Source organism: Mesorhizobium sp. M0152, assembly GCF_040322415.1.
GTDB lineage: Bacteria > Pseudomonadota > Alphaproteobacteria > Rhizobiales > Rhizobiaceae > Mesorhizobium.
The window spans coordinates 56,329-82,303 of sequence record NZ_JAMYTH010000019.1 but is presented as its reverse complement, the minus strand read 5'-3'; the positions used below and the strand labels follow the sequence as shown (position 1 = coordinate 82,303).

Sequence of the window (25,975 nt, the reverse complement as noted above, 5' to 3'; positions counted from 1 at the left end):
CTACCCTGCCGCAATCATCACCGTACTCTCCGGCGACCAGTGCAGCACCACCTCCTGCCCTTCCGCCAGCCTGTCGGCGCCGGTGTTCTGCACGATGACCTTCAGCGTCTGGCCGGCACGCTCGACGAAGTAGGTGCTGTTGTTGCCGGCGAAGATGCGTTTCGACACCTGTCCCCGCAGAATGTTGGCGCCGCCATCCGAAGCTCCGGCATCCCTGGCGATGCGGATGCGCTCGGGCCGCACGGCGCAGCTTGCCTTGGCGCCGGCGGCAAGCCTGGCGCCCGCGCCAGCGGCGATCGCCGTGCCGTCCGGCAGGCGGATGCCGTTGCCTGTCGCATCGCCGCGAAAGATGTTGGCGTCGCCGAGGAAGGTGGCGGCGAATTCGCTCTTCGGCCGGTCGTAGATCTCCTCCGGCGGCCCTTCCTGCACCAGCCTCCCGTCGCGCAATATGCCGATGCGGTCGCTCATCGTCAGCGCCTCTTCCTGGTCGTGGGTGACGAAAATAGTGGTGATGCCGATCTCGCGCTGGATGCGCTTCAATTCGATCTGCATGTCGACGCGCAGCGCCTTGTCGAGCGCGCCAAGCGGCTCGTCGAGCAAAAGCACGCGCGGCTTGGTGACGATGGCCCGCGCCAGCGCCACGCGCTGGCGTTGTCCGCCGGAGAGCTGATGCGGCCGGCGGCCGCCAAGCTTGCCGAGCTGCACCAGATCGAGCGCGCGCTGCACCTCCGTCGCAATCGCCGTCTTGGCCTCGCCGCGCACCGACAGGCCGAAGGCGATATTGTCGGCGACGCTCATATTGGGAAACAGCGCGTAGTTCTGGAACACCATGCCGATGCGGCGCTTTTCGACCGGCACCCGCTCGACGCTCTCGCCGCCGATGGCGATGCGGCCGGAGTCGGGAAAATCGAACCCGGCGATCTGGCGCAACAGCGTGGTCTTGCCGCTGCCGGATGGCCCGAGCAGCGCATAGAAGCCGCCATCGGCGAAGTCGATGGAGACATCGTCCAGCGCCTTGTGCGCGCCGAAACTGCGCGAGACGTTCGATACCTGGACGCCGGCCATTATTTCTCTCCGCCGAATTTGAAGAACCGCGCCGTGAGCAGCATCAGCGCCATCGACACGGCGATGATGATGGTCGAGACCGCGTTGATCTCGGGCGTGAAACCCTTGCGGATCGCGGCGTAGATTTCGACCGGCAGCGTTGTCTGCCCCGGCGTCGACAGGAAGTAGGAGACGACGAACTGGTCGAACGACACGGCGAAGGCGAACAGCCCGCCGGCAATGACGCCCGGCATGATCCACGGCAGCGTGACCCGGCCCGTCACCTGCCACTGGTTGGCGCCGAGCGAGCGCGCCGCTTCTTCCAGTTCCGGCGCGAAGGTCTGCAGCCGCGCCGAGACGACGACGATGACATAGGGCAATGCTAGCGCGACATGGCCGAGCAGGATGGCGAACAGTCCACGCCCGATGCCGACGCCGAAGAAGAAGATCAGCATTGCCGTGCCGGTGATCAGCCATGGAATGGCGATCGGCGGGAACAGCAGCGCCTGCAAAAGTTTCTTGCCGCGGAATTCATAGCGATAGAGCGCCAGCGAGGCCGCCGAACCGAGCACGACGCAGATGACGGTGGTGATGATGGCGATCTCCAAGCTGTTCCAGGTGGCGGAGATCAGCTGGTCGTTCTGCCACAGCGCGGCATACCACTCCGTCGTCCATTCGAACGGCAGCTGGTAGAAGGGCGAGACGTTGAACGACATCAACGCCATGATGATGATCGGCAGATAGAGGAAGGCGAGCAGCACCAGGATGTAGAGCCGGCCGAGCCATTCGAGGATGCGGGTGGTCGCCATCACGCAGCCCTGCGCAGCACCGGCGACGCCAGCGCCAGGATGACCAGCACCACCGCCAGTAGGATGAAGGAGAGAGCCGCACCCAGCGGCCAGTTGAACACCGCGACGAACTGGTCCTCGATCACCGTGCCGTAGAAGGTGCCGGTGCGGCCGCCGAGGATGCGCGGCTCCATGAACGAGCCGACGACGGGCACGAAGATGAGTGCCGCGCCCGCCACCAGCCCCGGTAGCGACAGCGGGACGATCACCCGCTTCAGCAGCTGCAGCCGCGAGGCGCCGAGCGAGCGCCCCGCCTCGATCAGCGAGTCGTCGATGGCCTGCAAGGTGAGATAACAGGTCAGCACCATGTAGGGGACGTAGGAGTGCACCAGCCCGATGATGACGGCCGGATAGGAATACATCAGGTCGATGTTGATCTTGAACGGCAGCACCGCATTGAGCGCGGTGTCGAGAATGCCGCCTTCGCGCAGCACCATGGCCCAGGAAAAGATGCGCACCAGCCCGTTCGACCAGAACGGCAGGATGACGAGCAGGAAGATCGCCTCGCGGCTGCGGCCCTTCAGCACCTTGGCCAGCACGTAGGCCGCGGGATAGCCGATGACGATGCACCACAGCGTCACTTCGAGGCCGAGCCGCAGCGAGGCGAGCAGCAGCGTCGGATAGAGGCTTTGCGAGAAGAAGGCGGCATAGTTGCCTGATGTGAACGCCCACGGTTTTCCCGTCAGCGGCAGCTCGGTCATGAACGAGAAAAACACCATGGCCGAGAGCGGCAGGAAGATCGCCACCGTCAGCCAGAGATAGGCCGGCGCCAGCAGCGGCAACGCCGATCTCAGCCCGCCGCGCCGTGCGGCTGCCCCTTGTGCTGCCATGCTACCCTCCCCCGGGACCCGGACAGCCGGCCGGCAGACAGCGCCGGCCGGCCTGGATGCCGATGTTACTTCACATCGACCTTGAGCTGCTGCCACAGCGCCAGATAGGCCTCGCGCTGCTTGTCGGTGATCGGCGCCTGGAACTGGATGCGCTTGGCCACCTCGGGGTCGCCCATCACCTTGCGGTTGAAGGCGTCCTCCGGCAGCGCTTCCACCGCCTTGGTGTTGGCCGACACCGGCGCGCCGACCTTGGTCACCCATTCGACATAGAATTTCGGGTCTATCATGTAGTTGATGAAGGCCTCGGCGCCGGCGACGTTCTTGGAACCGGCCGGGATGGAAAAGGCGTCGAGCCAGGCGACGGCGCCTTCCTGCGGAATGACCAGCGAGACCGGCAGCTTGAAATGCGTCTTGGCGCGGTCGGCCGAGCCGCTCCAATATGTGCCGATGTCGATCTGGTTGGAGGCGACCAGCTGGTTCCAGTCGTTCTCCGAACTCCAGAAGGTCTTGATCTGTGGCATCAGCGAGGCGAGCTTCGTCTTGACCGCATCCATGTCCTTGATGTCGTTGATGTTCTGGCCAGTGGCGATGGCGCCGAACTGCACCGCCTCGACGGCGTCGTCGCGGATGACGACACGGCCCTTATGCGCGGCATCCCACATTTCGGCGATGCTCGTCGGCGGCTTGTCGAAGGATTTTTCATTGATGGCGAGCGCGGTCAGGCCCCACACCCACGGCACGCCATAGACCTTGCCGTCATGGTCGAGCATCGGCGAACTCGCCTTGTCCTTGCTGATGTCGGCATAGTTCGGCAGCTTGGAGGTATCGATCGGCTGGATCAGCTTTTCGGCCATTGCCTGGTCGTTGAAGGCGGCGTTGATCATCACCACGTCGTATAGGCCGGGATTGGTCCGGATCTTGGTCAGCATTTCCTGTTCGGAATTGAAGAAATCGTTGACGACCTTGTTGCCGGTCGCCTTTTCGAAAGCCGCGACGGCCCACGGCTCGTCGGCGCCGTATCCCTTCCAGTTGAGCACATGGACTTCGCCGGCACTGGCGGCCAGCGTAAGTGCGGAGGTGAAGACGGCGGTCGCCGTCAAGAGAGCAGTCAAGTCAGGCATGCGCATGTTTCCGTTCCTCTCTTTGGTGTGCCCGCTTCCCGGGCTTGTCAGGCTGTCTGATTGGCCTTCCGGTTCTGGCCAGGCCCGCCGGTCGCGGTGGCTTGGCTCAGGAATGTCTGTATCTCGCGGTCGCTCGGCGCCGATGAGCCGCCGTGGCGGGTGACCGAAATGGCCGCCGCCGCATTGGCGTAGCGCGCCGCCTCGAAGGGATGCACGTTGCGCGCCAGCGCGCTGACGAAAGCGCCGATATGGGTGTCGCCGGCGCCGTTGGTGTCGACGGCGGCAACCTTGAAGCCAAAAATAGTCCGTGCGCTGCCGTCGGCCAGCCGCACATGGCAGCCCTTGGCGCCGGCGCGGATGACGGCGGCATCGGCGTTTGGGCAATGGACTTCGAGAAGTCGTGCCGCCAGAGCCTCGATATCGCCTTGGCCAGCGATCTCGGCGGCTTCCGTCATGTTGCAGCTCAGCCATGTCGTGCGGGCGAGCACACGCCACAGGATGGGGCGCGGAATATCTGCGACGACCGGCGTCGGATCGAAGACTAACGGTGTCCCGGCCGGCAGCGCCTCGATCCAGTCGGCCAGTGCGTCGCGGCTCCCCGGGTAGCTCAGCATATAGCCGGAGGCGAACACCCAGTCTCCCGGAGCGATCGCGACGGGCGCCATCGTATCGAGGCTGAGCACGCTCTCCGCGCCGGGCCACGACACGAAGGTGCGTTCGGCATCGCTCGAGATCATCGCGACGCAATTGCCGCTGTCCATGACAGGCGATGGCGGCGTCAGCGTCTCGATGCCTTCGGCGGCGAAAGCGGCGCGCAGGAAGTCGCCGTTCGGTCCGCTGCCGAGTTGGCCGCCGAACGCTACTTTCATGCCGGTGCGGCCGGCCGCGACCATCATGTTGAAGCCGCCGCCGGCGACTTGCGCAAAGCTCGATGCGGTCTTCTCCGTGCCGGGCGCCGGCAAGGCGTCGATGCGATAGACATAGTCGACCACCGCGCTGCCGATATGGACGAGACGCCCGCTCATGCCGCCGCGTCCTTGCCGGAACCGGCTTTCGCCACCCTTGCCTTCACGAGATCGGCGGCGAGCGCGCGAACCTCTGACATGTCGATGCCCTTAAGCCGCGCGACATGTTGTTGCGGCAGCCGCGAAAAGCCCGTGCAGGCGCCAGCCATGCCGGCGGCGATGGCGCCGATCGTGTCGGTGTCGCCGCCGAGATTGGCGCTGATGACGGCCGCCCGCCAGGGATCGCCCTGCGCGATCTCCAGCACGGCGAAGGCCGCCGGAACGGATTCCTGACTGGCGACGCCGGTGCCGACCAGACCGGTGATCAGCCGGACCGCATCTCTCGTCGCCTTGCCGCGCACCATATCCTGCGCCCACGCAATGCGCGCGGCGATGTCGCCGCCGGTCACCCAATGGCCGAGGCTCGCCCCTCGCCTCGCCGCCGCGATAGCGCTGTCGGACGCCGCGCGCCAGTCGCCGCCGGCAACGCCACGGCTGACAGCCGACGCGACCGCCGCGGCCGAAGCAATGGCGATCGAGGTGTTGTGCGTCGCCCGGCAGGTCTCGGCCACCTTGGCGACCAGCGCGTCGAGCGGCTCCGGCGGAAGCATGATGCCGGCCGGCGCGATGCGCATGGCCGCGCCATTGGTGTCGCCGCTACGCCCCGCTTCCTCGGCCGAAACGCCATTGTTGATGGCGTCGATGGCGCGCTTGGTCGAGGGTCCCAGCAGATCGTAGCTGCCGCGAGCCTTGACCTCGCGCTCCCAGTCGAGCAGCGCGTTGACCCAGCGCGTATGGTCGAAATGGTCGCCTGACATCACCAAGATGCGGCCGAGCAGCAGCGCCTGCTCGGTGTCGTCCGTGATGCTACCCGCCGCCAGCCCCTTCGACACCGGATGGTCGGCGAAAGGCGCGACGAAGTCCTCGACATGGCCATGGAGTTCGGCAATCCGGGCCGGCGACAAGAGTTGCGTCGGCATGCCGAGCGCGTCTCCCAGCGCCCCGCCGGCAAGCGCGCCCATGGCGCGGTCGAGCATGTCCTCGGTTTCGTCGGTCATCGCTCAAAACCTCATATGCAGCGCGAAATGCGCGGGGTTGAGCAAGCTGGTCACATATTCGATCGGCCTCTCGTCGGCTGCACGCGTCAACCGGCGGCCGCGCAGGAAGGGCGTGCCTTGCGGGCAGCCGAGGATGGCGGCGTCACCCGCGTTCAGCATCTCGATGTCGACCCATTCCTCGCCATGGTCGGGAATGAGGCCGGCGCCGCGCAATGTCTGGTGCAGCGAGCCTTCGCGCAGGCCGCGCAGCGGCACGTCCTCCAGTTCGGGCGACAGCGGCAGACGGCTGCGCTCGATCGAGATCGCATGGCCATCGCTGGCATTGGTGCGCACCCGGTCGACGGCGATGAAGAACGGGCTTTCTATGCCAAGCAGCGCGGCAAGCTCGGCGTCCTCCATCACCTCCAGCCGCAGCGTCCTTGTCTCGGCATTGGCGCCGGCATCGGCCAGCGCTCGCGACCAGCCGATCGCATCGTCGACCGGCTTGCCGTCGAAGGTAACGAAGGATCCGATGCCGACCTTGGTGGTGATGAGGCCGCGGCTGGACAGTTCCTCCAATCCCTTGCGGATGGTGTTGCGGCTGACGGAAAAGCGCTGGACGAGTTCGTTCTCGCTTTGCAGCCGGTCGCCGAAGCCGAGAACGCCGGAGCGGATCTCGTGTTCGAGAACAGTCGCGATCTGCTCGGGCTTGCCCGTGCCGGGAGACAGTTGAGCCACGCGCCGCTTCATATACGTACCTGTTCAGTGAACCTGTATAGTCCTGTTCAATATCGCGACATGGGAGCACTGTCAACGCTGGGCGGTTGGAGCCTGCGAAGCATACGCCGCAGCGATCCAGGCATTTCGGCTGGGCAACGAAACGCGTCTACAAGGAAAACAAAGCCCACTCCGGCAAACCGGGGCGGACCTTGGAGGAGGACCAGGGGTGGAACCCCTCTCCTATTGTTTCCACGTGGACCGCAATCACCATGCGGGAGTTTTGCCGAATGCCTGATCACAAGCCGGCCTGCGAACTTCACGATCCGGTGCACGGCGGCATCTGTCGGAAATTGCGGTCGCCCGCCGGGGTCGAGCAGCGCGGCTAGATGCGCCCGAGCAGGACAAGGATGATGACGATCAGCAGCACAAGACCAAGCCCACCGCCGCCATAATAGCCGGTTCCGTAGAACGGGCCGCCGCCGAGGCCGCTGAGGCCGCCGAGCAGCGCAAGGACAAGAATGATGATGAGTATGGTACCTAGGCCCATGAATCTCACTCCTCTATGCGCTTGTGCGCCGGTTTCGGCGTCAAGCGTTGGCGACATTATTCAGGAACAAACGCTTCGAACGGGTTTGCGTTCCCCCGATGTCCTGACTGGCATATCGCCGGGATCAGCATAGCGGATGCGGAAAGCCCGCCAGGGGCGGGCTTTCCGACCGGCCGGAAGCCAGGAGAGTGCGGTCAGCCTCACGGCTGGTTCTGCACTTCCGATCCCGGCGCTCCTGCGTCAGCGGCGGGCGATCATCAGGCAGAGCCGACGCAGGTCGCGGTCATAGGTGCCTTCGCTGCTGAGCACATCGACGCAGCGCTTCTTCATCCGCGCCGCCTGACTGTCCGACATGTCGGCGACGATGCCCGGCAGGTTCGGATGACTGGGATTGCTGGGATTCGATGGATTGCTCGGATTGGTTCCGCCGCCGATGCCGGCACCGACGCCGATGCCACCGGTATCGCCGACATTGGCGCCGAGCCCGGCGGTGACACCGCTCGATCCGCCGACATTGGCGCCGGCACCAGCGTTGACGCCACTGCTGCCGCCAATGGACGCGCCCACGCCGGCATTAACGCCACTGCTACCACCGATGGAAGCGCCGACGCCGGCATTGATGCCGCCACTGCCGCCCACCGAGGCGCCGACGCCGACGCCAATCCCGCCCGCGGCATTCGCAGGCAGGGAAAGAACGAAGACGATCGCACTACCGGCCAACACACTGGCGACTGTTTTGTTGGTAAAAGCCATAACACTCTCCTGCTGTCGTTGCGCCAAAGCAGTCGGCACACAGCCGATTGCGATTCCAATTACGCAGGAGACAATTTTTCGGTTCAGAATTTCATGCTTGAGTAAAAGACATGATATCCGTCGTATGAATACGATCGGCACAATATTAATAAAATTGTAATTGTTAGAGAACTGGCGGAATTGCCATTCACGATGTCACAGAACCAATTTGGGCAGTTAAATCCGACGGCGCCGGGCCAGGAACTGTCAGACGATCCCGTAGAACAGCCGGTAGGGTACGCGGTTCATGTAATCGCGATATTCCGGCAGGGCGGCCAGCAACGCCTCTTCACGCATGATACGGTGCAACTGGAGGAAGGTGATCACGGCGTAGACGGCGAAATTGTAGAAGGAAAAGGCCGACAGCAGGAACAGGACATGGCCGGCGAGGTAGCCGGCATAGATCGGGTGCCGCACCAGCCGGTAGGCGCCGCCGGTCATCAAGCCGCGGTTGGCGGGCAGGATGGCAAAGGACCGGCCCAACGATATCTTTCCCCAGATGACGAAACATACAGCCAGGAACTGCAGCGGCGCGGCAACATGGACCGGGATGATGGCGACGCCCGGTTCGAGGGCGATCAAGGTGGTGCCGAAGCTGGCGGTCACGGAAATGACTACGGTGAGCGGGTTCCAGTCGCGCGTCACCGGTCGCCGCGACAACAGCAGCCATGTGAAGGTAAGCACCTCGGAAAACACCAGCAATGCGACATTGATCCGGGTCGGGTCCTGCAGGAGGTGATACACGCCGCGGTAAACGAATAACCACGCGCAGGCCAGGGCGCAGGTACGAAAGAAGCCTTCGCGCAGGTCGATCAGTATCTCGCGCTTCCGCACCGCGGAGAAGTAACCGTCTCCGCTGGCAGGCAAAAGCGTTTCACTTTTCGACACAAGCAAGGCAAGCACCCCCGATGATCCCCCGCGGGGACCATTGCACGCAACAATTGCCGGGCGGTTAACCGGGAAGATCGGATCGGCCCTAAACCGGCGCTGGACGGGGCGCGAGGCGCCGCGATACGCCATTGTGGTCCAGATTTTTCCGCCACATTGCAATTTGTGCTTGCATTTTTGGAACAAATGAGGAACAATAGAAATCTTGCCGTCAGGGCGGATCAAGGGGGACCAGCGATATGATGAGCTGGAAGGATGCGAGGCTGGCCGCCGCCGCGATTGGAATCTTGACGTACCTTGCGGCCGGCTGGTGGCCGTTAGCCGGGCTTGGCGCCGTTCTCGCCTTGAACACGCCGGCGCTCGCAGCCCAGAAGGACTATGCCACTTGCATCGGCGAGAACATCGAGCCGGACAAGCGCATTGTCGCCTGCACCGCGGTTGCGGAAGATGCCGCAGAGCCGGCGCGCATCCGCGCCATAGCCTATTTCCAACGGGGCGTCGCTCGGGACGACAAGAAGCAATACGACCAGTCGATCGCCGACTACGGCGAGGCGATCGCGCTCGATCCGAGGGACGCTTCCGCATACTTCAACCGTGGCGTCGCCTGGTACAACAACGGAAACGACGATCGCGCGATCGCCGACTTCAACATCACCATCAGCCTGGAGACGTCCTCCAGCGATGCCTACACCAGCCGTGGTCTCGCCTTCCTGCGCAAAGGCGAGACCGACGCGGCCATACTCGATTTTCAACAGGCAATCGAGGTTGACCCTCAAAATGCCAAGGCGCGTACGGGCCTGGGCATCGCCTGGGACAGGAAGGGCTCATCGAAACAGGCCCTGGCCGAGTACGATGAGGCGATCGATCTCGATCAGAACGATATCAACCGCCGCATCGTTCGCGCGGCCGGGGGCGAATTCGACCCCGCTATCACCGATTCCGATGTTGAACAGGCGCCCGGCGAAGATTTGTCCGCCGCCGAGGATACGACAAGGGATGCCGCAGCCGCGAAGACCCTGATCGAGCGCGCCGGAATGCGTCTGTCGAAATATGGCGTCGAGGGCGCGCTTCTCGATTTCGACAAGGCGATCAGCCTCGATCCCGACAATGCAGACGCCTATCTCGGGCGCAGCCGCGCACGGGCACTCAAGGGAGACGGCGCCGGAGCGGTGGCGGATTGCCTGCGTGCCATCGAGCTTGACCCGACGCGGGCAGGAAGCTGCGGCGACCAGCTTGGCGCCGGCGAGAGCAAGCCAACACTGTCGCCCAACACCCAACAGCCGAAGCGGCGAGCCGTCGTTCCGGTTATCACGGCCACGCAAGACACGCTGGCCGCAAGAGCCCTGGAGGCGACCGACCCGCACGCCCTGGAAGCGGTCCTTGGCGGCGATGCCTTCTTTGACATGGGCAAGTACGATCAGGCAATCGGCGCCTACAACCAAGCGATTGCGCTCGATCCGAACAATCGGTTCGCCTATTACGGCCGCGGCAAGGCGTGGGCCGCCAAACGCGCTTACGAGCAGGCGATCGCCGATTACGACACCGTCATCCAGCTCGCCCCCAATTTTGCTGCGGCTTATTTTCGCCGGGGACTCGCCAAGATCACGTCAGACGATGCCGAAGGCGCTCTTGCCGATTGCAGCCGGGCTTCGACGCTCGACCCAAAAGCGCGCGACCCCTACTTCTGCAAGGGCATCGCCTGGCTGGCCAAGGGTGACCCGGGACGCGCGATTGCCGCCTATTCTGTAGCCATCGAGATCGATCCGAAAGACGGCGCCAGCTATTATGGGCGCGGCATGGCGCGTGCCGACAGGAAGGATTATGACGAGGCAATCGCCGACTTGGGCCAGGCGATCAAGCTCGATCCAGACAATGCGGACTATGCGGTCGCCCGCAAGGCCGCATTGGCTGCGAAGGGACAAGGCAATATGGCGGCCGCTGCGGCCGCCGCCAAACCCGCAGCTCCGCAGGCAACTGGCCGCAAAGCCCGGCCTGAAAGCAAGCTCTCCACCGCCAAGTTGACGGAACTCATTCAGTCGACCGATCCGCGCGTCGTGGCCGCCGTTCAGAAGGCTGACGGACTGTCGGATGCCGGCCAGTACGTGAAGGCAATCGGCGCGTATGGCAAGGCGATCGCGCTCGACCCCGACAGTCCCCTCGCCTATTTCGGCCGCGGAAATGCCTGGTCCGCCGAGCGAGTGTATGACCGAGCGATTGCCGATTATGATCAGGTGATCCGACTCCTGCCAGGCCTGGTCTCTGCCCATGTTCGCCGGGGCATGGCCAAGGCCACGTCCGGTGATCCTGAAGGTGCTCTGGCCGACTGCGGACAGGCAGCCCAGCTCGATCCGAAGGTGCTCGATGCATATTTCTGCATAGGCATGGCCTGGCACGTGAAGGGCGACGCCGGGCGAGCGATCACAGCCTATTCGGCGGCGATCGAAATCGATCCGAAGGACGCTCCCAGCTATTACGGACGTGGCATAGAACGGGCAGACAGCAAGGACTACAGCGGCGCCATTGCCGATTTCGACCAGGCGATAAGGCTCAATCCGGGCAGTCGTGACTACGCGGTCGCCCGCGAGGCGGCGGTGGCTGCGTCCAGGAAAGGCGGTGTCGCACCAGAGGCCGTCGGCTCGGATCCAAAGAATCTCAAGGCGTTCATGGATCGCGGCGAGGCATTCTACAGCAAGCGCAAATACGATCGCGCCATTGCCGAATACAGCCGCGCGATCGCGCTCGATCCAAGGAAGGCGGCCGCTTATGTCGGGCGAGGAATGTCGCGCACCGAGAAGGGTGATTATGATGGAGCCATCGTCGACTACAGCAAGGTTATCGAACTCTTTCCGACTTATTTCGACGCTTACCTCGGCCGCGCCATTGCCTTGGGCAAGAAGGACCAGTTCGATCGCGCCATCGCCGACTTCGATCGCGCTGCTGAGATAGAGCCCGCCTACGCGCCTGTCTATTTCGGACGCGGCAGCGCCTGGTTCGCCAAGGGCGACTATAACAGGGCCATTGCCGACTACGACAAGGCGCTTAAACTCGATCCGAAGATGGCTATCGCGCGAAAAGGCCGCAAGCTTGCGGTGGCCGCAAAGGCGAAAACGTCAGCCCCGGCAGCAACTGGTCGGCTTCCGAACAAGGTCGTCGAAGACGCCATCGAATCGGGCGCGATCTGGCGCTCTCAAAATCAATTCGACAAGGCGATCGAGCAATACAACATCGCAATTGCCGCGGACCCATCCGATGCCCGCGCCTATAGTTTGCGCGGCTTCACCTTCACGCTGAAGGGCGATCCCGGCCGAGCGATGGCGGACCACAACAAGGCAATAGAACTCGACCCGAACTTCATCGACAGCTATTTCTATCGTGCCTTGCTCTGGCAGCAGAGGGGCGACATCGACCGCGCCATCGCGGATCTGAGCACGATCATTTCGCTGCAACCCAACAATGCGGACGCCTACGTACTGCGCAGCCGCGGTTGGGCGGCCAAACATGACTGCGATCGCATCATTGCCGATTCCACAAAGGCGATTGGTCTACGGCCGATGGGTGCCGAGGCCTGGTACAATCGAGGTTTCTGCTGGAACAAGAAGGGGAAATACGGCCGCGCCATCGCCGATCTCGACGAAGCCCTACGCCTCGATCCAAATTACCCCAGTGCCCGCAAGGAGCGTGATGCGGCGGCCAAAACGAAGAGATAGAGCGGTTCGGCGTTTCCGTGAAACGGTGAACCGCTCTGGTTTTCGGGAGGGCAAGCGGATGTTGCTTGGGACAGGTTTGGACGTAGTGGCGGTCGCCACTTTGTCCTTCATTGCGGTTTTGTCCTTCATTGCGGTAAAGTTTTTGCCTCAGGCGCTCGACTTTGACGAGGCTGACGAACGGGGTCAACCAGCTTGAGCAGCTTTCCACGCCGGCGCCCCGTGCGGTTTTGATCCCTACCCCAGATAGCCGTTACTGAAATAGCTCCCAAAATCCGGCTGCCGGGCAACCGGCTCGCCGTCGCCGTTCCGGAGGATCCCTGCGGCGAAGAGGTAGGAGCCGATGGCTTCCATCTTGGCCGGATCCATGGTGCCGATGGCGCCGCTTTGACTGCGCAGGTAGTGGCCGTCGATCAATGCCTTCATCGAGGCGTGGATCAACGCCGGATTGGTCAAGGCATCCTTGTTGGCGGCGATCAACAATGCGGCAGCTTCCTCTGGATGGTCGACGGCGAACTGGTAGCCGCGCCGTGTTGCCTGGATAAAGGCGGACGCGGCTTTGGCGTTTGCCTGGAGATAGGCCTCGCTGGAAGAAATCAGCGTCGTGTGCTCGTCGGGCACGCCATAATCGGCATAAACGAAGCTGCGCTGTTTGACGCCCTTCAGTTCGGCCTCGACGCCTTCCCAGGTCGAGACCTCAAGCGTGAAGTCGACGGAACCATTGGCCAGCGCTTCGTAGGCCGACGTTCCCAGCGTCACCGTCTCGAAATCGCCCTTGCCGCCGTCCTGACGGATAATGGTCGAGATCAGCGCGTTCTCCCAGGCGCTGCCGAAACCACCGTAGGTCAGCCCGTCGAGGTTTCTCGGGCTCTTGATTTCGCCGCGCGCCGCATTAAAGACCACCCGGCCGGTTTCGGATTGCACCACGGCATAGACGGCCTTGAGGTCGGCCCCGGCGGTTTTCTGGGTGAAAAGGCCGATGGTGCCGTTGATGCCGAAATCGGCAACGCGGTTGGCGACCAGCGTGCCGGCACCGGTATCGCTGTATGGCAGGATATCGACCTCGAGCCCGGCCTCGCGATAGAACCCGTTGTCGCGGGCGACGAACAGCCCGATATGGTTGGTGTTGACCGTCCAGTCGAGTGCGACGGTAACCTTCTGCGCGGCCGATCGGGCCTGAACCCGGCTCGATGCGGCGACCAGCGGCAGGCCGCTGGCAAGGGTGAGCAACAGGGCCTGCCGGCGCGTCAGATCAGTCATGGTCGTGTCCTTCGGAGGGTTGCGAATTGAGGATGATGTCGAGTATCTCGGCCTCGATCACACCGGCTTGCCGCGCGGCGGCACCGGTGGGATGGCGCGGGCGCGGCAGCAGCACCGTGATTTCACGCACGATGCGGGCCGGGCGTGCCGACAGCACATAGATGCGGTCGGACAGGAACACGGCTTCGCGCACATCGTGGGTGATCAGCAGCGCCGTCCAGCTATGGTGCCGCCACATCCGTTCCAGCCAGCGTTGCATGGCGGTGCGGGTCAGGGCGTCGAGGGCGCCGAACGGCTCGTCGAGCAACAGCATGTCGCGCTCCTGCACCACGGTGCGCAGAAGCGCCGCGCGCTGGCGCATGCCGCCCGAAAGCTGTGCCGGAAAATGCCGCTCGAAACCTTCAAGTCCGAACTCGGAAAACAGCGGCGCGACCCGCGCCCGCGCCGCCTTGCGCCCGATGCCCTGCACTTCGAGCCCAAGTGTCGTGTTGTCGAGGACGCGCCGCCAGGGCATCAGCGCGTCACGCTGCGGCATGAAGGCGAAATGCCTGCCATGGTCGTCGAGGGGAGCGCCGTCGAAGAACATCTGTCCCTGGCCGTGCTCGGCGCCGGTCAGAAGCTGGAACAGCGTCGACTTGCCGGCGCCCGAAGGACCGAGGATGGAGACGAACTCGCCGGCGCCGACGCTGAGCGAGATGTCGGCGAGCACATCGAGCCCGCCAAACGCCTTGCGCACATGCCGCAATTCGAGCCGGCTCATCGCGACGGCCCCTTCCCTGCCGGCTCCCTGCCGGCTCGTTCCCAAGGCATGGCCAGGCGCTGCAGCAGCACCGTCAGCCCGAACAGGACGAGTGTGAGCGCGGCGCTTGCGCCCACGGCCGCCAGCACCAGATCGGGGCGGAAATTGTTCTTGGCGTTGAGCATGTAGATGCCCAGCCCCTTCGCCGCGCCCGCATATTCGGCGAAGATGGCGCCGACCACGGCGTAGGTGATCGAGATCCTCAGGCCCGCGAAGAAATAGGGCAGCGCCGAAGGCAGCCGTGCCAGCAGGAAGACGCGCCAGCGCCCTGCCCCCATGGCGCGCAGCATCTGGCCGATCTCGGCCTCGGTTGCCTCATAGCCCTGCACCAGCGCCACCAGCATCGGGAAGAAGGTGACCAGCGCCACCAGCATGATCTTGGGCTTCAGCCCGAAGCCGAACCACAGCACCACCAGCGGCGCGATCGCCACCAGCGGCAAGGTCTGGCTGACGATGAGGACGGGAAACAATGCACGCCGCAGCGGCCGGAAGAAATCAACCAGCATCGACAGCGCGAAGGCGCCGCTGATCGAGCAGGCAAAGCCGATCAGCGTGGCGCGAATGGTGGGGATGGCGTTGTCGACCAGCGCCTCGCGATTGAGCATCGCTTGCGCGAAGACGCGCGACGGCGCCGGGAGCGTCGTCGGCCTGATCCCGGAATAACGGGCGTAAAGCTCCCATGCCACCAGGAGCAACCCGACTGAAATCACGGCCGGTGCTGCCTTGGCGAGGAGGTCCGCGAGGCGACGCGGATAGCTGGATGGCGATGAGACCACGGATGAACAGACCTGTGACGGCGGTACGCGCGAAAAAGGCGCTGAGCTTCAGGCAGCGGTGGGGCTGTTGGCCGAAACCGTGACGTCGAGGGTGACATGGCCGGCGCCCGGCCCGAAGCGGCAGAAAGCTTCGTTCAGCGTGGCGAAGATAGCGCCGGCATCGCCGCGTAGTTTGGTGCAGAAATGTTTTGAGCGCTCATAGACGCCGGACTGTTTCAGGAAATCGATGCAGCCATAGATCTCGTCCATGTGATCGCCCGTGCCCATCACATAGAGCGAGAACTGCGCCGCGGCCGGCTGACCGGTCGAGGGCATAGCCTGCACGGCGCGGATGGCGGCCACCTTGCGCTCCGCAAGCGGGAGGACGGGGCCGCCGATCGCGTCGGAGCGGCAGATCGGATCGTCCGGCTCGCCCGGGCAACCGCGCGAGATCGCCGCTGAAAACACGCAGTGCTTGCCGCTGGCGCAAGCCGCCACGAACAGGTCGCGCATGGCCGGAAACAGCACCTCGGGCGGTCCGACCAGCAAGGTCGAGATGTCGTCGGTCTCGATCCGGAGCCTGTCTCGGTATGGATCGAGCGCACCGAGCGCCCCCAGAATGACGCCGACGAAATCGTCGGCCATGGGATAAAGGGAAATCTGTGCGCCTGAAAACATCGCCCGCCTCGCTCCGCTGGTATTACCCAGATCAGCTTCTAGGGTCTGTGGGCTTGCCGCCCCCGTCTCAGCCCCGACCGTACGGAGCACCCCTGTGGATGGGCGGGTTAAAGCACCATTCGCCCGATTTGGGAAGTCGTTTTTGTGTCGATGCCGCATCAAAAAACAATGCGCCAAGCCCGATCATGGAACGAAAGAAGTCGAAACCGCCGGGCGAAATTTATCCGGAACCTTTCACTGCCGTGATCGGTTCCCCCAACAGTCGCGATGCGATCACCATCGTAGAAATGAGCGACGACTTCACAGAAATGGAGACAAACCATGTTCATGAAAATCCTCGCAGCTTCGGCTCTCACGATTGGTCTCGCCACGTCGGCCATGGCGCAAAGCGCTGGCAATGACGGCGCCGACGGAAACGGCGGTAGCGGCCGGTCGGTTACAGTCGACCCGAACACACCGGCATCGCCGAACACGATCGATCCCAGCACGACCAACAGCATCATCGGCGTGCCCGGCGATCTGAACTCGAATGCCGATAGAAACTGTCCCGCCGGCCCGCAGGGTGCACAGCCGGACGCCACCCACACCTCGCCCGGCACCACTACGCCGACAGTCAACGACAATCATTGCGGCAAGTGAGGCTTGCCCAATCAGAGAGAAAGCCGCGGAGCATGGGCTCCCCGGCTTTCTTCAGATGGCTTGGCATTCCCGGACACGGAACGCTGAAGTTAGGCGCATTTGAGGCCTGACACTGCCGGTCGGCAACCGGGCGGCAGTGTCGCCTTAATCGCTATGAAACGGCCTTCTCACGAACCGGCAGTTTCCAGCCCGGCCTGACGAAATGGCAGGTGTAACCGTTGGGGTATTTCTCCAGATAGTCCTGATGCTCGGGTTCGGCTTCCCAGAACGGGCCGGCCGGCGCAATTTCGGTAACGACCTTGCCCGGCCACAGACCGGAAGCATCGACGTCGGCAATGGTGTCCTCCGCGACGCGCTTCTGCTCGTCGTTGGTGTAGTAGATCGCCGAACGGTAACTCATCCCGACATCGTTGCCCTGGCGGTTGCGTGTCGTCGGATCGTGGATCTGGAAGAAGAATTCCAGGAGCGTGCGGTAGCTTATCTTGGCCGGGTCGAAATTGATCTCGATGGCTTCGGCATGGGTGCCATGATTGCGATAAGTGGCGTTCGGCACGTCGCCGCCACTGTAGCCGACCCGGGTGGAAAGGACGCCCGGAAAGCGTCGGATCAGGTCCTGCATGCCCCAGAAGCAGCCGCCGGCAAGCACTGCGCGTTCGCTCGAAGTCGCCATGTCTCGTCTCCCAAAAAGCAATTCCGGCTATGACTTCTGTCCGGAATTGCGCGAAGAAGTTGGATCTCCCGATAGATGGGCATTGCCGCCTGCTTCGTCCAGTCACCCGCAAAGGCACAGCTGCCCGGATGCGTGCGGCCTTGCAAGTGAATATCACCACCGCGCGAAACGAGCGACGGGGCTCAGTTGCGCGCATCCAGGGTTCGACTGTCGATGGCAACCGGCAGCCGCATGCCCGGCGCAATGGCGGCAAAACTGACGAAGCTGGCCGGACCAGACCGACGTCGCATCCAAACCGGCGGCAGGCAGCCCTGCAGGCACCCAGCGATTCATGGAGTCGTCTATTCCCGCCATGCGGCGCTTAAAACCACATCGTCCGGCTTACCGAACAGCCCCAACATCAAAGCTTACGAAAAAGTGTACTTGCATGCCATTGCAGGACCAAAATTGGGCAGGAATTTCGGCGCTCCCTTGCCCTCCCCTTCCAGGCAGAACGGCCCGCATGGTGCTGTCTGAAACACCCCGGATACTCGATGCGTCACCAGCATGCCGTCATCCACCACCGCGCGCTCGACTTCTGGCTGGCGCGTGCGGCCGTCCTCGTCATTATCTGCCTGCAGCTTCTCGTCATCAACAATCTCTCGTTCGGCCCCCGCTGGCTGGCGCCAGCGCTGGAGGCCGCCTTGCTCCTGCCTTTGTCCGTCGCGACAGCCTGGACACAGGCCGCCACCCAGAAAGCGATCGAGGACGAGCACTGGTACATGGTCGGCCGATTTCGCGTCATGATCCGCAGGACGGCCCTGGTGATGACCGGCGTCGTCAGCATCATGAACTGCGGTTCGCTGGTGTTTCTGGTGCGCGCCTTGCTGGCGGGCCATGCCGGCAGCAGCGGCGAGACGCTGCTGGTCGACGCGCTCAACATCTGGGTCACCAACGTCATCGTCTTCGCCCTCTGGTTCTGGAGCACCGATCGCGGCGGGCCGCCGACCTGCGGCCTTGTCAAACGCGCCCATGCCGATTTCCTGTTTCCGCAAATGACCCTGAACGACCGCGAGATCCGGGACTGGCTGCCCGGCTTCGTCGACTACGTCTTTCTCGCCTTCACCAATGCGACCGCGTTTTCGCCGACCGACACCTTGCCGCTCTCCCGCCGCGCCAAGCTGCTGATGATGGCCGAGGCGATGATCTCGCTGCTGACGATCGCGCTGGTCGCGGCCCGCGCCGTCAACATCTTGGCTTGAGCTTGCCAAGCCCTTGGCACAAAGCTCCGGACCGGCGTTGAAACACGCATCGCGACCGACCGGCAACGGCATCGCACATCCGGCTGAAAACGCAAAAAGCCCGCCCCGGCGCGAGCCGAGGCGGGCTATTCGGTTGTCTTCGACAGTTGAATGCGGAGCGTATTAGAGCAATTTCAGGTCGCCCCGGATCACTCTTCCTCCGCCTGCTTGAACCTGCGCACGATCGCCTCGAACATGATATCCGATATCCACATGGCGCAGACGCCGATCAGGAATGCCGCCGCCAGCGTGGTCGTGTCGTCATTGGCCAGCGGCAGGCCGGTGGCGCGGGCATACTGGACCACGGGCAGTGTCAGATAGGCCGCGGCCAGCGCACCGCAAATTGGCGAGGCCACCATTTCGCGCAGCTTGTACCGGTGCCGCGACAGGGCGCGCAGAACACCGCCGGCCAGGCCGGCGGCGACCACCGGTCCCTTGATGCCGAGCAGGTCGAAGAGATCATACATCATGCCATTGCCCTCGCGATCTGGAACCTGAAGACCGATCTCGCGCCGAAAACGGCCAGCGCCCCGGGTGCAAGCGCGAGGTCCGTCATGGCTTCCACCCGCACAGCCTCTCGCCCTTGCGGTTGTGCGCCAGCAGCGCCTTGACCTCGGCGTCCGACAGCGCGTCGACCGTGACCGCCCGCAGGCGCAGCGGGCTGGACACCGCGCAAAATCCGCCTTTGACGGTGGTGCAGCCGGCCACCATGACCAGGGCCGCGGCCGATGCGAGCTTCAATCCCTTGCCCATGATTTGAGCTCCTTTCGGGCAGCGGCGGCAGGCAGCGCGCCGACATCGTTCTGGACCTCGTCGGCGACATCGCGCGCCGCGGCCTCTAGGGCGGCCTGCCTGGCGCGCTCGGTGCGTTCGCCGGCAAGCCGCTGGCGAACACCCCAGCCGAGTCCCGCGATGATGGCCGCACCGATGCCGAGAACGTCCGGATTGCCGAGGAAGAATGTGAGGAGAGCGCTCATTGGTTCGGCGCGTCCTTGACCAGATAGCCGACGGCGAAGACGGCGATCGGCAGTAGCGTGGCCCAGGTCTCGGCATCGTACCAGGAAGGCCAGATGTTGCGCACGAAGACCCCGGAAACCGAAACCGCCGCGGCGGCGATGGTCGCGGCCGTCAGCTTGTTGGTCGGACGGACGGTCGGCTGGATGACGGTGGCCATGGTCAGAATATCCTTTGCAAGGCGGCGGCGATGTGGCGGCAGGCGGCGTAGGCGACGAGCAGGCAGGCGGCGATAAGGCCGCCTGCCCTGGCGGCAGCTGGAATGTTGGAACCAGCCGGCGCCGGCGACCCGGGCCGCGGCGCTTCGCCGGCGGTCGTTGCGGTCCCGGGCGGCTGCGGCGCCGGGTTTGACACCGCCGCTGGAGGTCGGGCGGACATCAGCAAGGCTTGAGCCCGCACCGTTTTGACGCGATCGGACCAGCCGCGCCCGAATGTCGCCCATGTCGGCAACCGTTTGAGAAACGCCAGCCGCGCATCGCAAAGCTGGTCGATGACGACGCCGGCCGGCCTTGCCCTGGCCGCGGCAAGCGTGACGGGCCCGATACGGCCGTCCTGGGCGGCGCCGGCCGCCGCCTGAAGGTATTTGGCGGCCCGGCCGGGCCCGCTGTTCACGGCGAAATCGAAGACGGCGTAATCGATCCCGTCGGGCAGTTCCGCGCCGAGTACGGCATCCCAGTAGAAGCGGCGGTAGACCGTGGCCACCTCAGCGTCGCTGATCCCGCGCAGATCGGCCTTGCTGGCGTCGGCCTTCACATAGCGGCGAAAATTGGCGAGCGTCACGCCCTTCATCGTGGCGCCGCCGGGGTCTGCCGGATTGTCCGCCCAGCCGCCTTCGGATTTGAGAACGAGCGCAAGCGAACGCGCGAAGTTGCGGTCCATGGATTTTCCTTTCGGATTGTGGGGTTTGGCCGGCGCCAAAAAGCGGCCGGCATTTCAAGGTCAAGACGGGCAACGCGCCGCCCCGACAAGTAACGTGCCCCAGGAAGAACATCGAGGCGCAGCCAACTGGGCGGCAGGTTCAAAATCCAGACTGCGGTCGTGAAATGAACCCAGAGCGAGCGGAGGCTAGGTAGGATACTTTGGAAATGCGAGCGATTGCCCGGTGGCGCCAGTCTTTGTCGGGATCCAAGACGGTACCTGCGATCGATAGTTGCGTGCTTACACGCCGGCCGGAGCATGATAGAAAATGTGGTTTTCAGGACGAACGGGCTTGGGATGTGTTTTCCTGCAAGGCGATTCCCTGTTTCAGTTGCCGAAGCTTGGTGTGAACCGTCCACTCCGCCTTCATCGACACGCAGCACGCGACGAAAAATGTCCTGCTCAAATATCAGCTCGTTTCCACCCTTCGACAGACAGGCGACATGATCGCATTCGAGAGCGTGACGCGCGGTCAATTTGACGGCATGGTTGAGGCGGTCGCGCTGATCGAACGACAAGGGCGATACGAGATACACCGGCTCGTGGCGTCAGAGACGCGAGCCTATTCTTGGGGGGTGAGGCGGAGATGAGCCAGTCACATGCGCCATCGCCGGGGACACCGCACGCCCATGGCGGACGAGTCCGGTTATTCACAAGGCTGATAATCGGCACAACATTCGCCCTTGCCGTCTGGAGGGTGGACTGGGTAGCAATCCGAGGTGCACCTTTCCCAGACCTGCAAAATTACATCATGAATTTCGACAAAGGCGTTTACTATGTTTCCCCCGATGCAGCTTCGCTGGTCGAATGGTATGCCCAAGAATATCTCTGGCGAAAGGGTATTTACGCGCTTAATAATATCATCGAACTTGAAAATTTATTTTCCATCCTGACGCTAATTTCTTTGGCAAGTTTTAGCATTTATGTGGCAGTCAAAGCGTCGCCCATTTACATCCTATTGCTGGTTCATCCCCAGTTGATCGATCTCGCTTTCTCGCAGGTACGATCAGCCGTCGCAATGGCTGCAATCTATCTGGCCTTGCTGTTGCCATCGCGGCTGGTCAAATATGCTTTTGTTGCCGCCGCTGCTTTTATCCATTCAGCGGTCGTGATCTTTGCCGGTGCCTTCGCAGTTGGCCAATTGGTTACCCGCTTTGAGGCATTGCGGCGGCGTCATGTGCTGATTTCTGCTGGCTATATCGCGGTCACCGTCGTCGCCCTGACTGTATTCAAAACTTATCTGCTGGGCTCGATCGGCGACAGGCGGGCAACTATCGAAATCAACACGAGCGGATTCCTGCTGACGGCGATGGTGACCATGTACGCTGTCCCTTTCATTTTTTTTGATCATTTGTTTAGCAGGAAATTCGCCGCGTTTGTTGTAGTGCTAGCGTCGTCCCTTTGCTTCGCGATGTACCTTTACAATCAGAACGGCATACGATTCGTCGCTCTTGCGCTCCCTGCGCTCGCAGTTGCAATCTCGGGCATCCCTGATACTCATTGGCGTCGGCTTACGTTGGTCGCGGCGATCGCGGCACAGGTGGTTTTCTTCGGTTACTGGGCCAAGGGCATTTTGTGATGAATTCTATCCGCTGGGCAGCTGATCAATATCTCGCCGAGGTTGACCGCTGGCGAAACGCTTGCATTGAGATATTGGGCTCGATTTGGCGGAATGCATTTTTTCAAGCCTTCTTCTGGGTAGTTGTCGCCGGCAACATTTTTGCGATCTTTTTTGGTGACGCCTTGGTGCGTTAATTCAGCCGCCGAATTGCCATTTGCGGACAACAACGGTCATAACGCCGCTGCCTGGGTCTTTTGTTAATCCCGTGTCATTCGCAATGACTATGTCAACCAAATCGGCCGTAACGACGCCGGCATATTTGATCGTACAACCTAGCAAATCAGCAGTAAAACCGACGCCTACCACCATGTCGCCACGAACCGCGCCAGGCAAGGATACCTGAACCGTAAACGTCGATCCGGTTGCAATGGCAGGCGTCGGGTTGACGAAGACTTGCCCCACCGTCCGCAACTCACTTTCGGTAATGCCCGAGAACGGACTGGTGATCGCGCCGCCGCTGATGTTCATGGCGTTCCCGCCAAGCCAATTCTTGCCGCCATCTGTCACGCTGGCGAAGCGAATACCGTTGGTGAACGTCACCCCGGATGTAGCATCGAAGGTGTTATTTGAAATCCGGCAACCGACAAGTTTAGCATTCTCGACCAGAATGCCGTCGTCGACGATCGTGCCGGAACTCGGCGCGAGGAAGCCGCCCAGCGTGTTGTTTTCGATCACAAGGCCAGCGAACAGCCGATTGCCAGAAGGTGCCCCTACACGGATGAAAGACGAGATGCCCATGCCAGGAGAGAACCGGAATTGGTTCCCGCGCACCGACCCGCTGACCGGATCGTTAGCTTGGTCGTTGGTGATCTGGATACCTTGGTTCTTCTGGCTCGCCAGATAGGTCGACTGCGACATGTCGAACGTATTGTCGTTGACGGAAAATCCTGTCGTCCGGTGCATGATGATGCCGTTGTGCGGCACGTCATTAAGCATGTAGACCTGAAGCCAGTTCTTGCGAACCTTCACTCCCGCACCGTCGCGCACGTAGATTTGGCAGTTCCCACCCGCGCCCTTCGTCTTCACGCCCTCGATAACGGTGCCGTTGCCGAAGTAGGAAACAATATTTCCGGTCGGAATCGCGGCCGGCACTGTCAAATCTGCGCCAACCCTACAGCAATCCTGCACATCGCCGTTAATGATACGCAACGAGGCCGACCGATAGTCGAGAATTCCGAACCTATCGATCTGGGAGAATAGTGGATTTGCAATCAGACAATTCTGTGTATTGCCCATGTAGATGCCACCGCCACAGCGCAACACCTCGACATCACGGAAAACGCAACCGAGACCGCCCTTGTTGTTTACGGCACATGCAGGCATCGAGCCGAGACTGTCCAGCGGTCCGCCTTCCGGCCCAGTACCGCGGAAACCATCGATGACAACGCGCTCCATGATGACGGATTGAGGAAGAGCAGAGCCACTGGAAATGCCATCGGTGTCCCAGAGTGCAAAAGCATGGCCGTTGCCCGAGGCGCCGGTCAGTTGGTTGCCTAGAACCTTAAAGTCTCGGATGCCAAGCCGCAGCAGGTGGCCGACCGACCGGAAGAGCGGTGCACCGTTGACGACGACGCTGGTGACTGTCGACACGTCACGGCCGAAACCGTCGATATTGAACAGACCAAACGTGATGTCGATCGTTTGGTTGATAGTGACGTTCGTCGGGGGAAGGCGGATCGTGCCGCGCCCCTTGCCGTCGACGAGTTGGATCGCCGCGATCAGTGCCGCCGTGTCGGCATTAGCATCCCCTTGGCCGCCACCGAGCATGTGCAGATCAACGATGCTCTCAACCAACACCCAATACCCGCCATTGACCGCGTCCACCGTGCCGTTCGGCATGAAACGGTCCGTCGACCGGAACCGGGACAGCGCCGGATAATTGCCGGCGGTGATTGCCGCCAGCGACATGCGCGCATAGTTGGCGCCGCCCACCAGGGTCGCCGGCGTCGTGAATACCGGGGCGTAAAACTGCGTTCGGATGGCTTTCACGCCAGCGGCGATGATGGCGCCGGCGGCCGCCGCGACCGAAACGTGGATCGGCACGTTGACACCTGACACCATGACCGCGTCGGCGGCATATTGCTGCGCCAGGTCGCGTGCGCGCTCGGCCTCGGCGATCACGGCGGCCAGTTCACCCCTGACCGCCGCGGTCGCGTCCCCGATAAGATCGTCGGAGTTGAAGAAAGCCAGCACGATTTCGTCGCGGCCGACTGCCGGCACCGGCGTCTGGAACGAAAAGACGAAGCTGGCTGACACCACACCCTCTTGCACATGCACCGTCGTACCCTTCTGCATGGTGCGGCTGGTTCGGGCATCGGCGGCGCGGTACCAGTAGCCTTCCGAGGCCGTGTAGATGCCGTTCAGCCTGGCGTCGTCCTGGTCCTTGACCAGCACGCGGTCGCCGACCAGGGCCTGGACCCCATCGATGATCTTGAGGCCCTGGATCCAGGCAACGCCGTCGACGATGACCGTCTCCAGGTTCGCGGTCGTCGCCAGGCGCACGGGTTCGCGTTCGCCTGTCAACAGGCGAACGGCGGCGGTTGCGGGTCGGGCCATCAGGCTTGCTCCATGAGAATGCCCTGCGAAAGCGGGCTGTGAAGATTGCGGATCGTGTCGCCTGCTCAAGCGCGGCGGCCCTGCCGGTCCCGCCCGAAAACAGTCAATGGCAGGACGTGGCTCGGCGGCGAGCAGCATTGCTTTGCGCAGAGAGGTTCGAGCCGATGGCAGTGCGCGTAAAGTTGCCTGGTGACGCCTTTGACGCCAGCTACGACGCGGCTGACACGAATGGCTCGATCAAAGCATCACGTGGCATTACGGTGACAGTACACTTTTACCATGTCCGTCCGACTGTCATTGTGGTGGGTCAACCGGGAGGGCGAGGCAGGTGACGAAAAGATGCACTGTCACCGCAATTCCGAACACGTTTTGCCGTCAGTTTACCTCAGTATAACGCTGAACTATAAACCAGAGACCGGTGCATTGACCGGTCATGAAAACACTACCTGTACCTGGAGAACGAATTCCACAATCTCGACAGTATCGATTTCGTTGGCGCCACCAGTGGCTTGGCAGGTTCGGGCGGTTTGATATTTAAACGCGTTCCCGGCGGCAGGCCTTTGGCCTTGGCCATGATCTGGCCCATGATGTGCCAGTAGACATCCAGATCCGACAGTTCCATGTTCTCGATTGCATCTTCTCCGCTGAGAAACAGTGGTCTTTTGTACCCTATGCATTGTGCAAAGGCCGGCTCTGCCCCGCCGGCCTCCCGCCAATCTGCATAGATGTTGGGAACCAGTACAGCATCCGCGTTTTGTATAAGCTGGACCTCATGAAAGGTGCGGATATTGGCCGGCACATCGAGAGCTTCGCCTGTGCCCGGCTCGAACATCAGGACGCCCGGCTCGCCCTCCTCCAGCCTCTGATTGTCGAGCGCGAACGCGGTTCCCTGCCAATCGTAGCCAAAGCAGATGATCCGCCCGGCGAACTCTGGAAAACCCAAGCTGACCCTGGCATTCCATCGGGCCATGTCTTGTGCGCGGATGATCCGGTAGAGCCCATGCTTGAACGAGGCCCCACCGAAGCTGGCCAGCAATTGATTCAAGCCGGGGATTTTCGTGTCGCCGGCCTGCTGACCTGCATCCGCAGCCACCCTGCTTTCTATCGCAAAATTCTGTCGAAATATCTCGAACAACGTGCCCCCCATGATTCTCGCCCCTGCTTCGGCCTGCTCTCGCTGTTTGCGAAGATATCCAGTTGGTTGCGCTACACCTCCGCCATAGCCGTCCAATCCCGACCAGAATGCGTTC

Annotated in this window: 28 protein-coding genes and 1 riboswitch; of the genes, 6 read left to right on the top strand and 22 right to left on the bottom strand. The window is 62.6% G+C overall.

Annotated elements, in window-relative coordinates; translation table 11 throughout:
* The 10 genes from NKJ26_RS19765 to NKJ26_RS19720 form a co-directional block, all read right to left on the bottom strand.
* Positions 1-1,065, bottom strand: coding sequence for an ABC transporter ATP-binding protein (locus NKJ26_RS19765; protein WP_352696599.1), 1,065 nt, complete (start codon positions 1,063-1,065; stop codon positions 1-3).
* Positions 1,065-1,853, bottom strand: coding sequence for an ABC transporter permease (locus NKJ26_RS19760; protein WP_352696598.1), 789 nt, complete (start codon positions 1,851-1,853; stop codon positions 1,065-1,067). The genes NKJ26_RS19765 and NKJ26_RS19760 overlap by 1 nt, the downstream gene beginning before the upstream one ends.
* Entirely contained in the window at positions 1,853-2,722 is an 870-nt protein-coding gene (locus NKJ26_RS19755; protein ID WP_352696597.1) for an ABC transporter permease, read from the bottom strand. The genes NKJ26_RS19760 and NKJ26_RS19755 overlap by 1 nt, the downstream gene beginning before the upstream one ends.
* Before the next feature lie 65 nt (positions 2,723-2,787).
* On the bottom strand, positions 2,788-3,849 hold the full coding sequence (locus tag NKJ26_RS19750; protein WP_352696596.1) for an ABC transporter substrate-binding protein: 1,062 nt from the start codon (positions 3,847-3,849) through the stop codon (positions 2,788-2,790).
* A gap of 41 nt (positions 3,850-3,890) precedes the next feature.
* Complete coding sequence (locus NKJ26_RS19745; protein ID WP_352696595.1) at positions 3,891-4,868, bottom strand: PfkB family carbohydrate kinase; 978 nt, start codon at positions 4,866-4,868, stop codon at positions 3,891-3,893.
* Positions 4,865-5,905, bottom strand: coding sequence for an ADP-ribosylglycohydrolase family protein (locus NKJ26_RS19740; RefSeq protein ID WP_352696594.1), 1,041 nt, complete (start codon positions 5,903-5,905; stop codon positions 4,865-4,867). Before NKJ26_RS19740 ends, NKJ26_RS19745 begins: the two co-directional genes overlap by 4 nt.
* Positions 5,906-5,908: 3 nt before the next feature.
* The gene (locus NKJ26_RS19735) at positions 5,909-6,634 is read right to left on the bottom strand and encodes a GntR family transcriptional regulator (RefSeq protein WP_352600634.1); all 726 of its coding nucleotides are present in this window, start codon (positions 6,632-6,634) and stop codon (positions 5,909-5,911) included.
* Positions 6,635-6,986: 352 nt separating this feature from the next.
* Positions 6,987-7,151, bottom strand: a complete 165-nt coding sequence (locus NKJ26_RS19730) for a DUF3309 family protein (protein ID WP_081689478.1) — start codon at positions 7,149-7,151, stop codon at positions 6,987-6,989.
* A 240-nt stretch (positions 7,152-7,391) separates the two neighbouring features.
* Positions 7,392-7,904 (bottom strand): hypothetical protein, encoded by a 513-nt coding sequence (locus NKJ26_RS19725; protein WP_352696593.1) that lies wholly within the window; start codon positions 7,902-7,904, stop codon positions 7,392-7,394.
* A 246-nt stretch (positions 7,905-8,150) separates the two neighbouring features.
* Positions 8,151-9,056 (bottom strand): methyltransferase family protein, encoded by a 906-nt coding sequence (locus NKJ26_RS19720; protein ID WP_352696592.1) that lies wholly within the window; start codon positions 9,054-9,056, stop codon positions 8,151-8,153.
* Between the two features lie 62 nt (positions 9,057-9,118).
* Between NKJ26_RS19720 and NKJ26_RS19715 the strand changes: the two genes are divergently transcribed.
* On the top strand, positions 9,119-12,538 hold the full coding sequence (locus tag NKJ26_RS19715; protein WP_352696591.1) for a tetratricopeptide repeat protein: 3,420 nt from the start codon (positions 9,119-9,121) through the stop codon (positions 12,536-12,538).
* Between the two features lie 234 nt (positions 12,539-12,772).
* Here NKJ26_RS19715 and NKJ26_RS19710 read toward each other — a convergent pair whose 3' ends face one another.
* From NKJ26_RS19710 to NKJ26_RS19695, 4 genes are all read right to left on the bottom strand, one after another.
* Positions 12,773-13,795 (bottom strand): ABC transporter substrate-binding protein, encoded by a 1,023-nt coding sequence (locus tag NKJ26_RS19710; protein ID WP_352600628.1) that lies wholly within the window; start codon positions 13,793-13,795, stop codon positions 12,773-12,775.
* Entirely contained in the window at positions 13,788-14,555 is a 768-nt protein-coding gene (locus NKJ26_RS19705; protein WP_352696590.1) for an ABC transporter ATP-binding protein, read from the bottom strand. The genes NKJ26_RS19710 and NKJ26_RS19705 overlap by 8 nt, the downstream gene beginning before the upstream one ends.
* Complete coding sequence (locus NKJ26_RS19700; RefSeq protein ID WP_352696589.1) at positions 14,552-15,370, bottom strand: ABC transporter permease; 819 nt, start codon at positions 15,368-15,370, stop codon at positions 14,552-14,554. Before NKJ26_RS19700 ends, NKJ26_RS19705 begins: the two co-directional genes overlap by 4 nt.
* 48 nt (positions 15,371-15,418) lie before the next feature.
* Entirely contained in the window at positions 15,419-16,027 is a 609-nt protein-coding gene (locus NKJ26_RS19695; RefSeq protein ID WP_352696588.1) for a YkoF family thiamine/hydroxymethylpyrimidine-binding protein, read from the bottom strand.
* A riboswitch (TPP riboswitch) is annotated at positions 16,018-16,131 on the bottom strand. Its footprint overlaps the gene before it by 10 nt.
* Between NKJ26_RS19695 and NKJ26_RS19690 the strand changes: the two genes are divergently transcribed.
* Positions 16,126-16,428 (top strand): hypothetical protein, encoded by a 303-nt coding sequence (locus NKJ26_RS19690; RefSeq protein WP_352696587.1) that lies wholly within the window; start codon positions 16,126-16,128, stop codon positions 16,426-16,428. Its footprint overlaps the riboswitch before it by 6 nt.
* Positions 16,349-16,666 carry a hypothetical protein gene (locus NKJ26_RS19685; RefSeq protein WP_352600618.1) on the top strand — a complete coding sequence of 106 codons (318 nt, stop codon included), beginning with the start codon at positions 16,349-16,351 and terminating at the stop codon, positions 16,664-16,666. Before NKJ26_RS19690 ends, NKJ26_RS19685 begins: the two co-directional genes overlap by 80 nt.
* A 151-nt stretch (positions 16,667-16,817) precedes the next feature.
* On the opposite strand, the gene msrA is transcribed toward NKJ26_RS19685, so the two are convergent.
* Positions 16,818-17,336 carry a peptide-methionine (S)-S-oxide reductase MsrA gene (msrA, locus tag NKJ26_RS19680; protein WP_352600616.1) on the bottom strand — a complete coding sequence of 173 codons (519 nt, stop codon included), beginning with the start codon at positions 17,334-17,336 and terminating at the stop codon, positions 16,818-16,820.
* A 533-nt stretch (positions 17,337-17,869) separates the two neighbouring features.
* Between msrA and NKJ26_RS19675 the strand changes: the two genes are divergently transcribed.
* The gene (locus NKJ26_RS19675; protein ID WP_352696586.1) at positions 17,870-18,577 is read left to right on the top strand and encodes a hypothetical protein; all 708 of its coding nucleotides are present in this window, start codon (positions 17,870-17,872) and stop codon (positions 18,575-18,577) included.
* Between the two features lie 188 nt (positions 18,578-18,765).
* Here the strand turns inward: NKJ26_RS19675 and NKJ26_RS19670 are convergent, their stop codons facing one another.
* The 5 genes from NKJ26_RS19670 to NKJ26_RS19650 all read right to left on the bottom strand — a co-directional run bounded on the left by NKJ26_RS19670 (position 18,766) and on the right by NKJ26_RS19650 (position 20,509).
* Positions 18,766-19,083: a hypothetical protein gene (locus NKJ26_RS19670; RefSeq protein WP_352600859.1), complete on the bottom strand. Its 318-nt coding sequence runs from the start codon at positions 19,081-19,083 to the stop codon at positions 18,766-18,768.
* 85 nt (positions 19,084-19,168) lie between these two features.
* On the bottom strand, positions 19,169-19,369 hold the full coding sequence (locus NKJ26_RS19665; protein ID WP_352600612.1) for a hypothetical protein: 201 nt from the start codon (positions 19,367-19,369) through the stop codon (positions 19,169-19,171).
* Complete coding sequence (locus NKJ26_RS19660; protein ID WP_352696585.1) at positions 19,354-19,593, bottom strand: ABC transporter permease; 240 nt, start codon at positions 19,591-19,593, stop codon at positions 19,354-19,356. The genes NKJ26_RS19665 and NKJ26_RS19660 overlap by 16 nt, the downstream gene beginning before the upstream one ends.
* Positions 19,590-19,790 carry a hypothetical protein gene (locus NKJ26_RS19655; RefSeq protein ID WP_352600608.1) on the bottom strand — a complete coding sequence of 67 codons (201 nt, stop codon included), beginning with the start codon at positions 19,788-19,790 and terminating at the stop codon, positions 19,590-19,592. Before NKJ26_RS19655 ends, NKJ26_RS19660 begins: the two co-directional genes overlap by 4 nt.
* 2 nt (positions 19,791-19,792) lie before the next feature.
* Complete coding sequence (locus NKJ26_RS19650; protein ID WP_352696584.1) at positions 19,793-20,509, bottom strand: glycoside hydrolase family 108 protein; 717 nt, start codon at positions 20,507-20,509, stop codon at positions 19,793-19,795.
* Positions 20,510-21,134: 625 nt separating this feature from the next.
* Between NKJ26_RS19650 and NKJ26_RS19645 the strand changes: the two genes are divergently transcribed.
* Both NKJ26_RS19645 and NKJ26_RS19640 read left to right on the top strand, forming a co-directional pair.
* A complete protein-coding gene (locus NKJ26_RS19645; protein WP_352696583.1) occupies positions 21,135-22,127 on the top strand; it encodes a hypothetical protein in 993 nt (330 codons plus the stop codon).
* The gene (locus NKJ26_RS19640; protein ID WP_352696582.1) at positions 22,127-22,303 is read left to right on the top strand and encodes a hypothetical protein; all 177 of its coding nucleotides are present in this window, start codon (positions 22,127-22,129) and stop codon (positions 22,301-22,303) included. Before NKJ26_RS19645 ends, NKJ26_RS19640 begins: the two co-directional genes overlap by 1 nt.
* A 1-nt stretch (position 22,304) precedes the next feature.
* On the opposite strand, the gene NKJ26_RS19635 is transcribed toward NKJ26_RS19640, so the two are convergent.
* Together NKJ26_RS19635 and NKJ26_RS19630 are read right to left on the bottom strand one after the other, a co-directional pair.
* Positions 22,305-24,725 (bottom strand): right-handed parallel beta-helix repeat-containing protein, encoded by a 2,421-nt coding sequence (locus NKJ26_RS19635; RefSeq protein ID WP_352696581.1) that lies wholly within the window; start codon positions 24,723-24,725, stop codon positions 22,305-22,307.
* Between the two features lie 442 nt (positions 24,726-25,167).
* Positions 25,168-25,872: a DUF1851 domain-containing protein gene (locus NKJ26_RS19630; RefSeq protein ID WP_352600602.1), complete on the bottom strand. Its 705-nt coding sequence runs from the start codon at positions 25,870-25,872 to the stop codon at positions 25,168-25,170.
* Positions 25,873-25,975 lie beyond the last annotated feature (103 nt).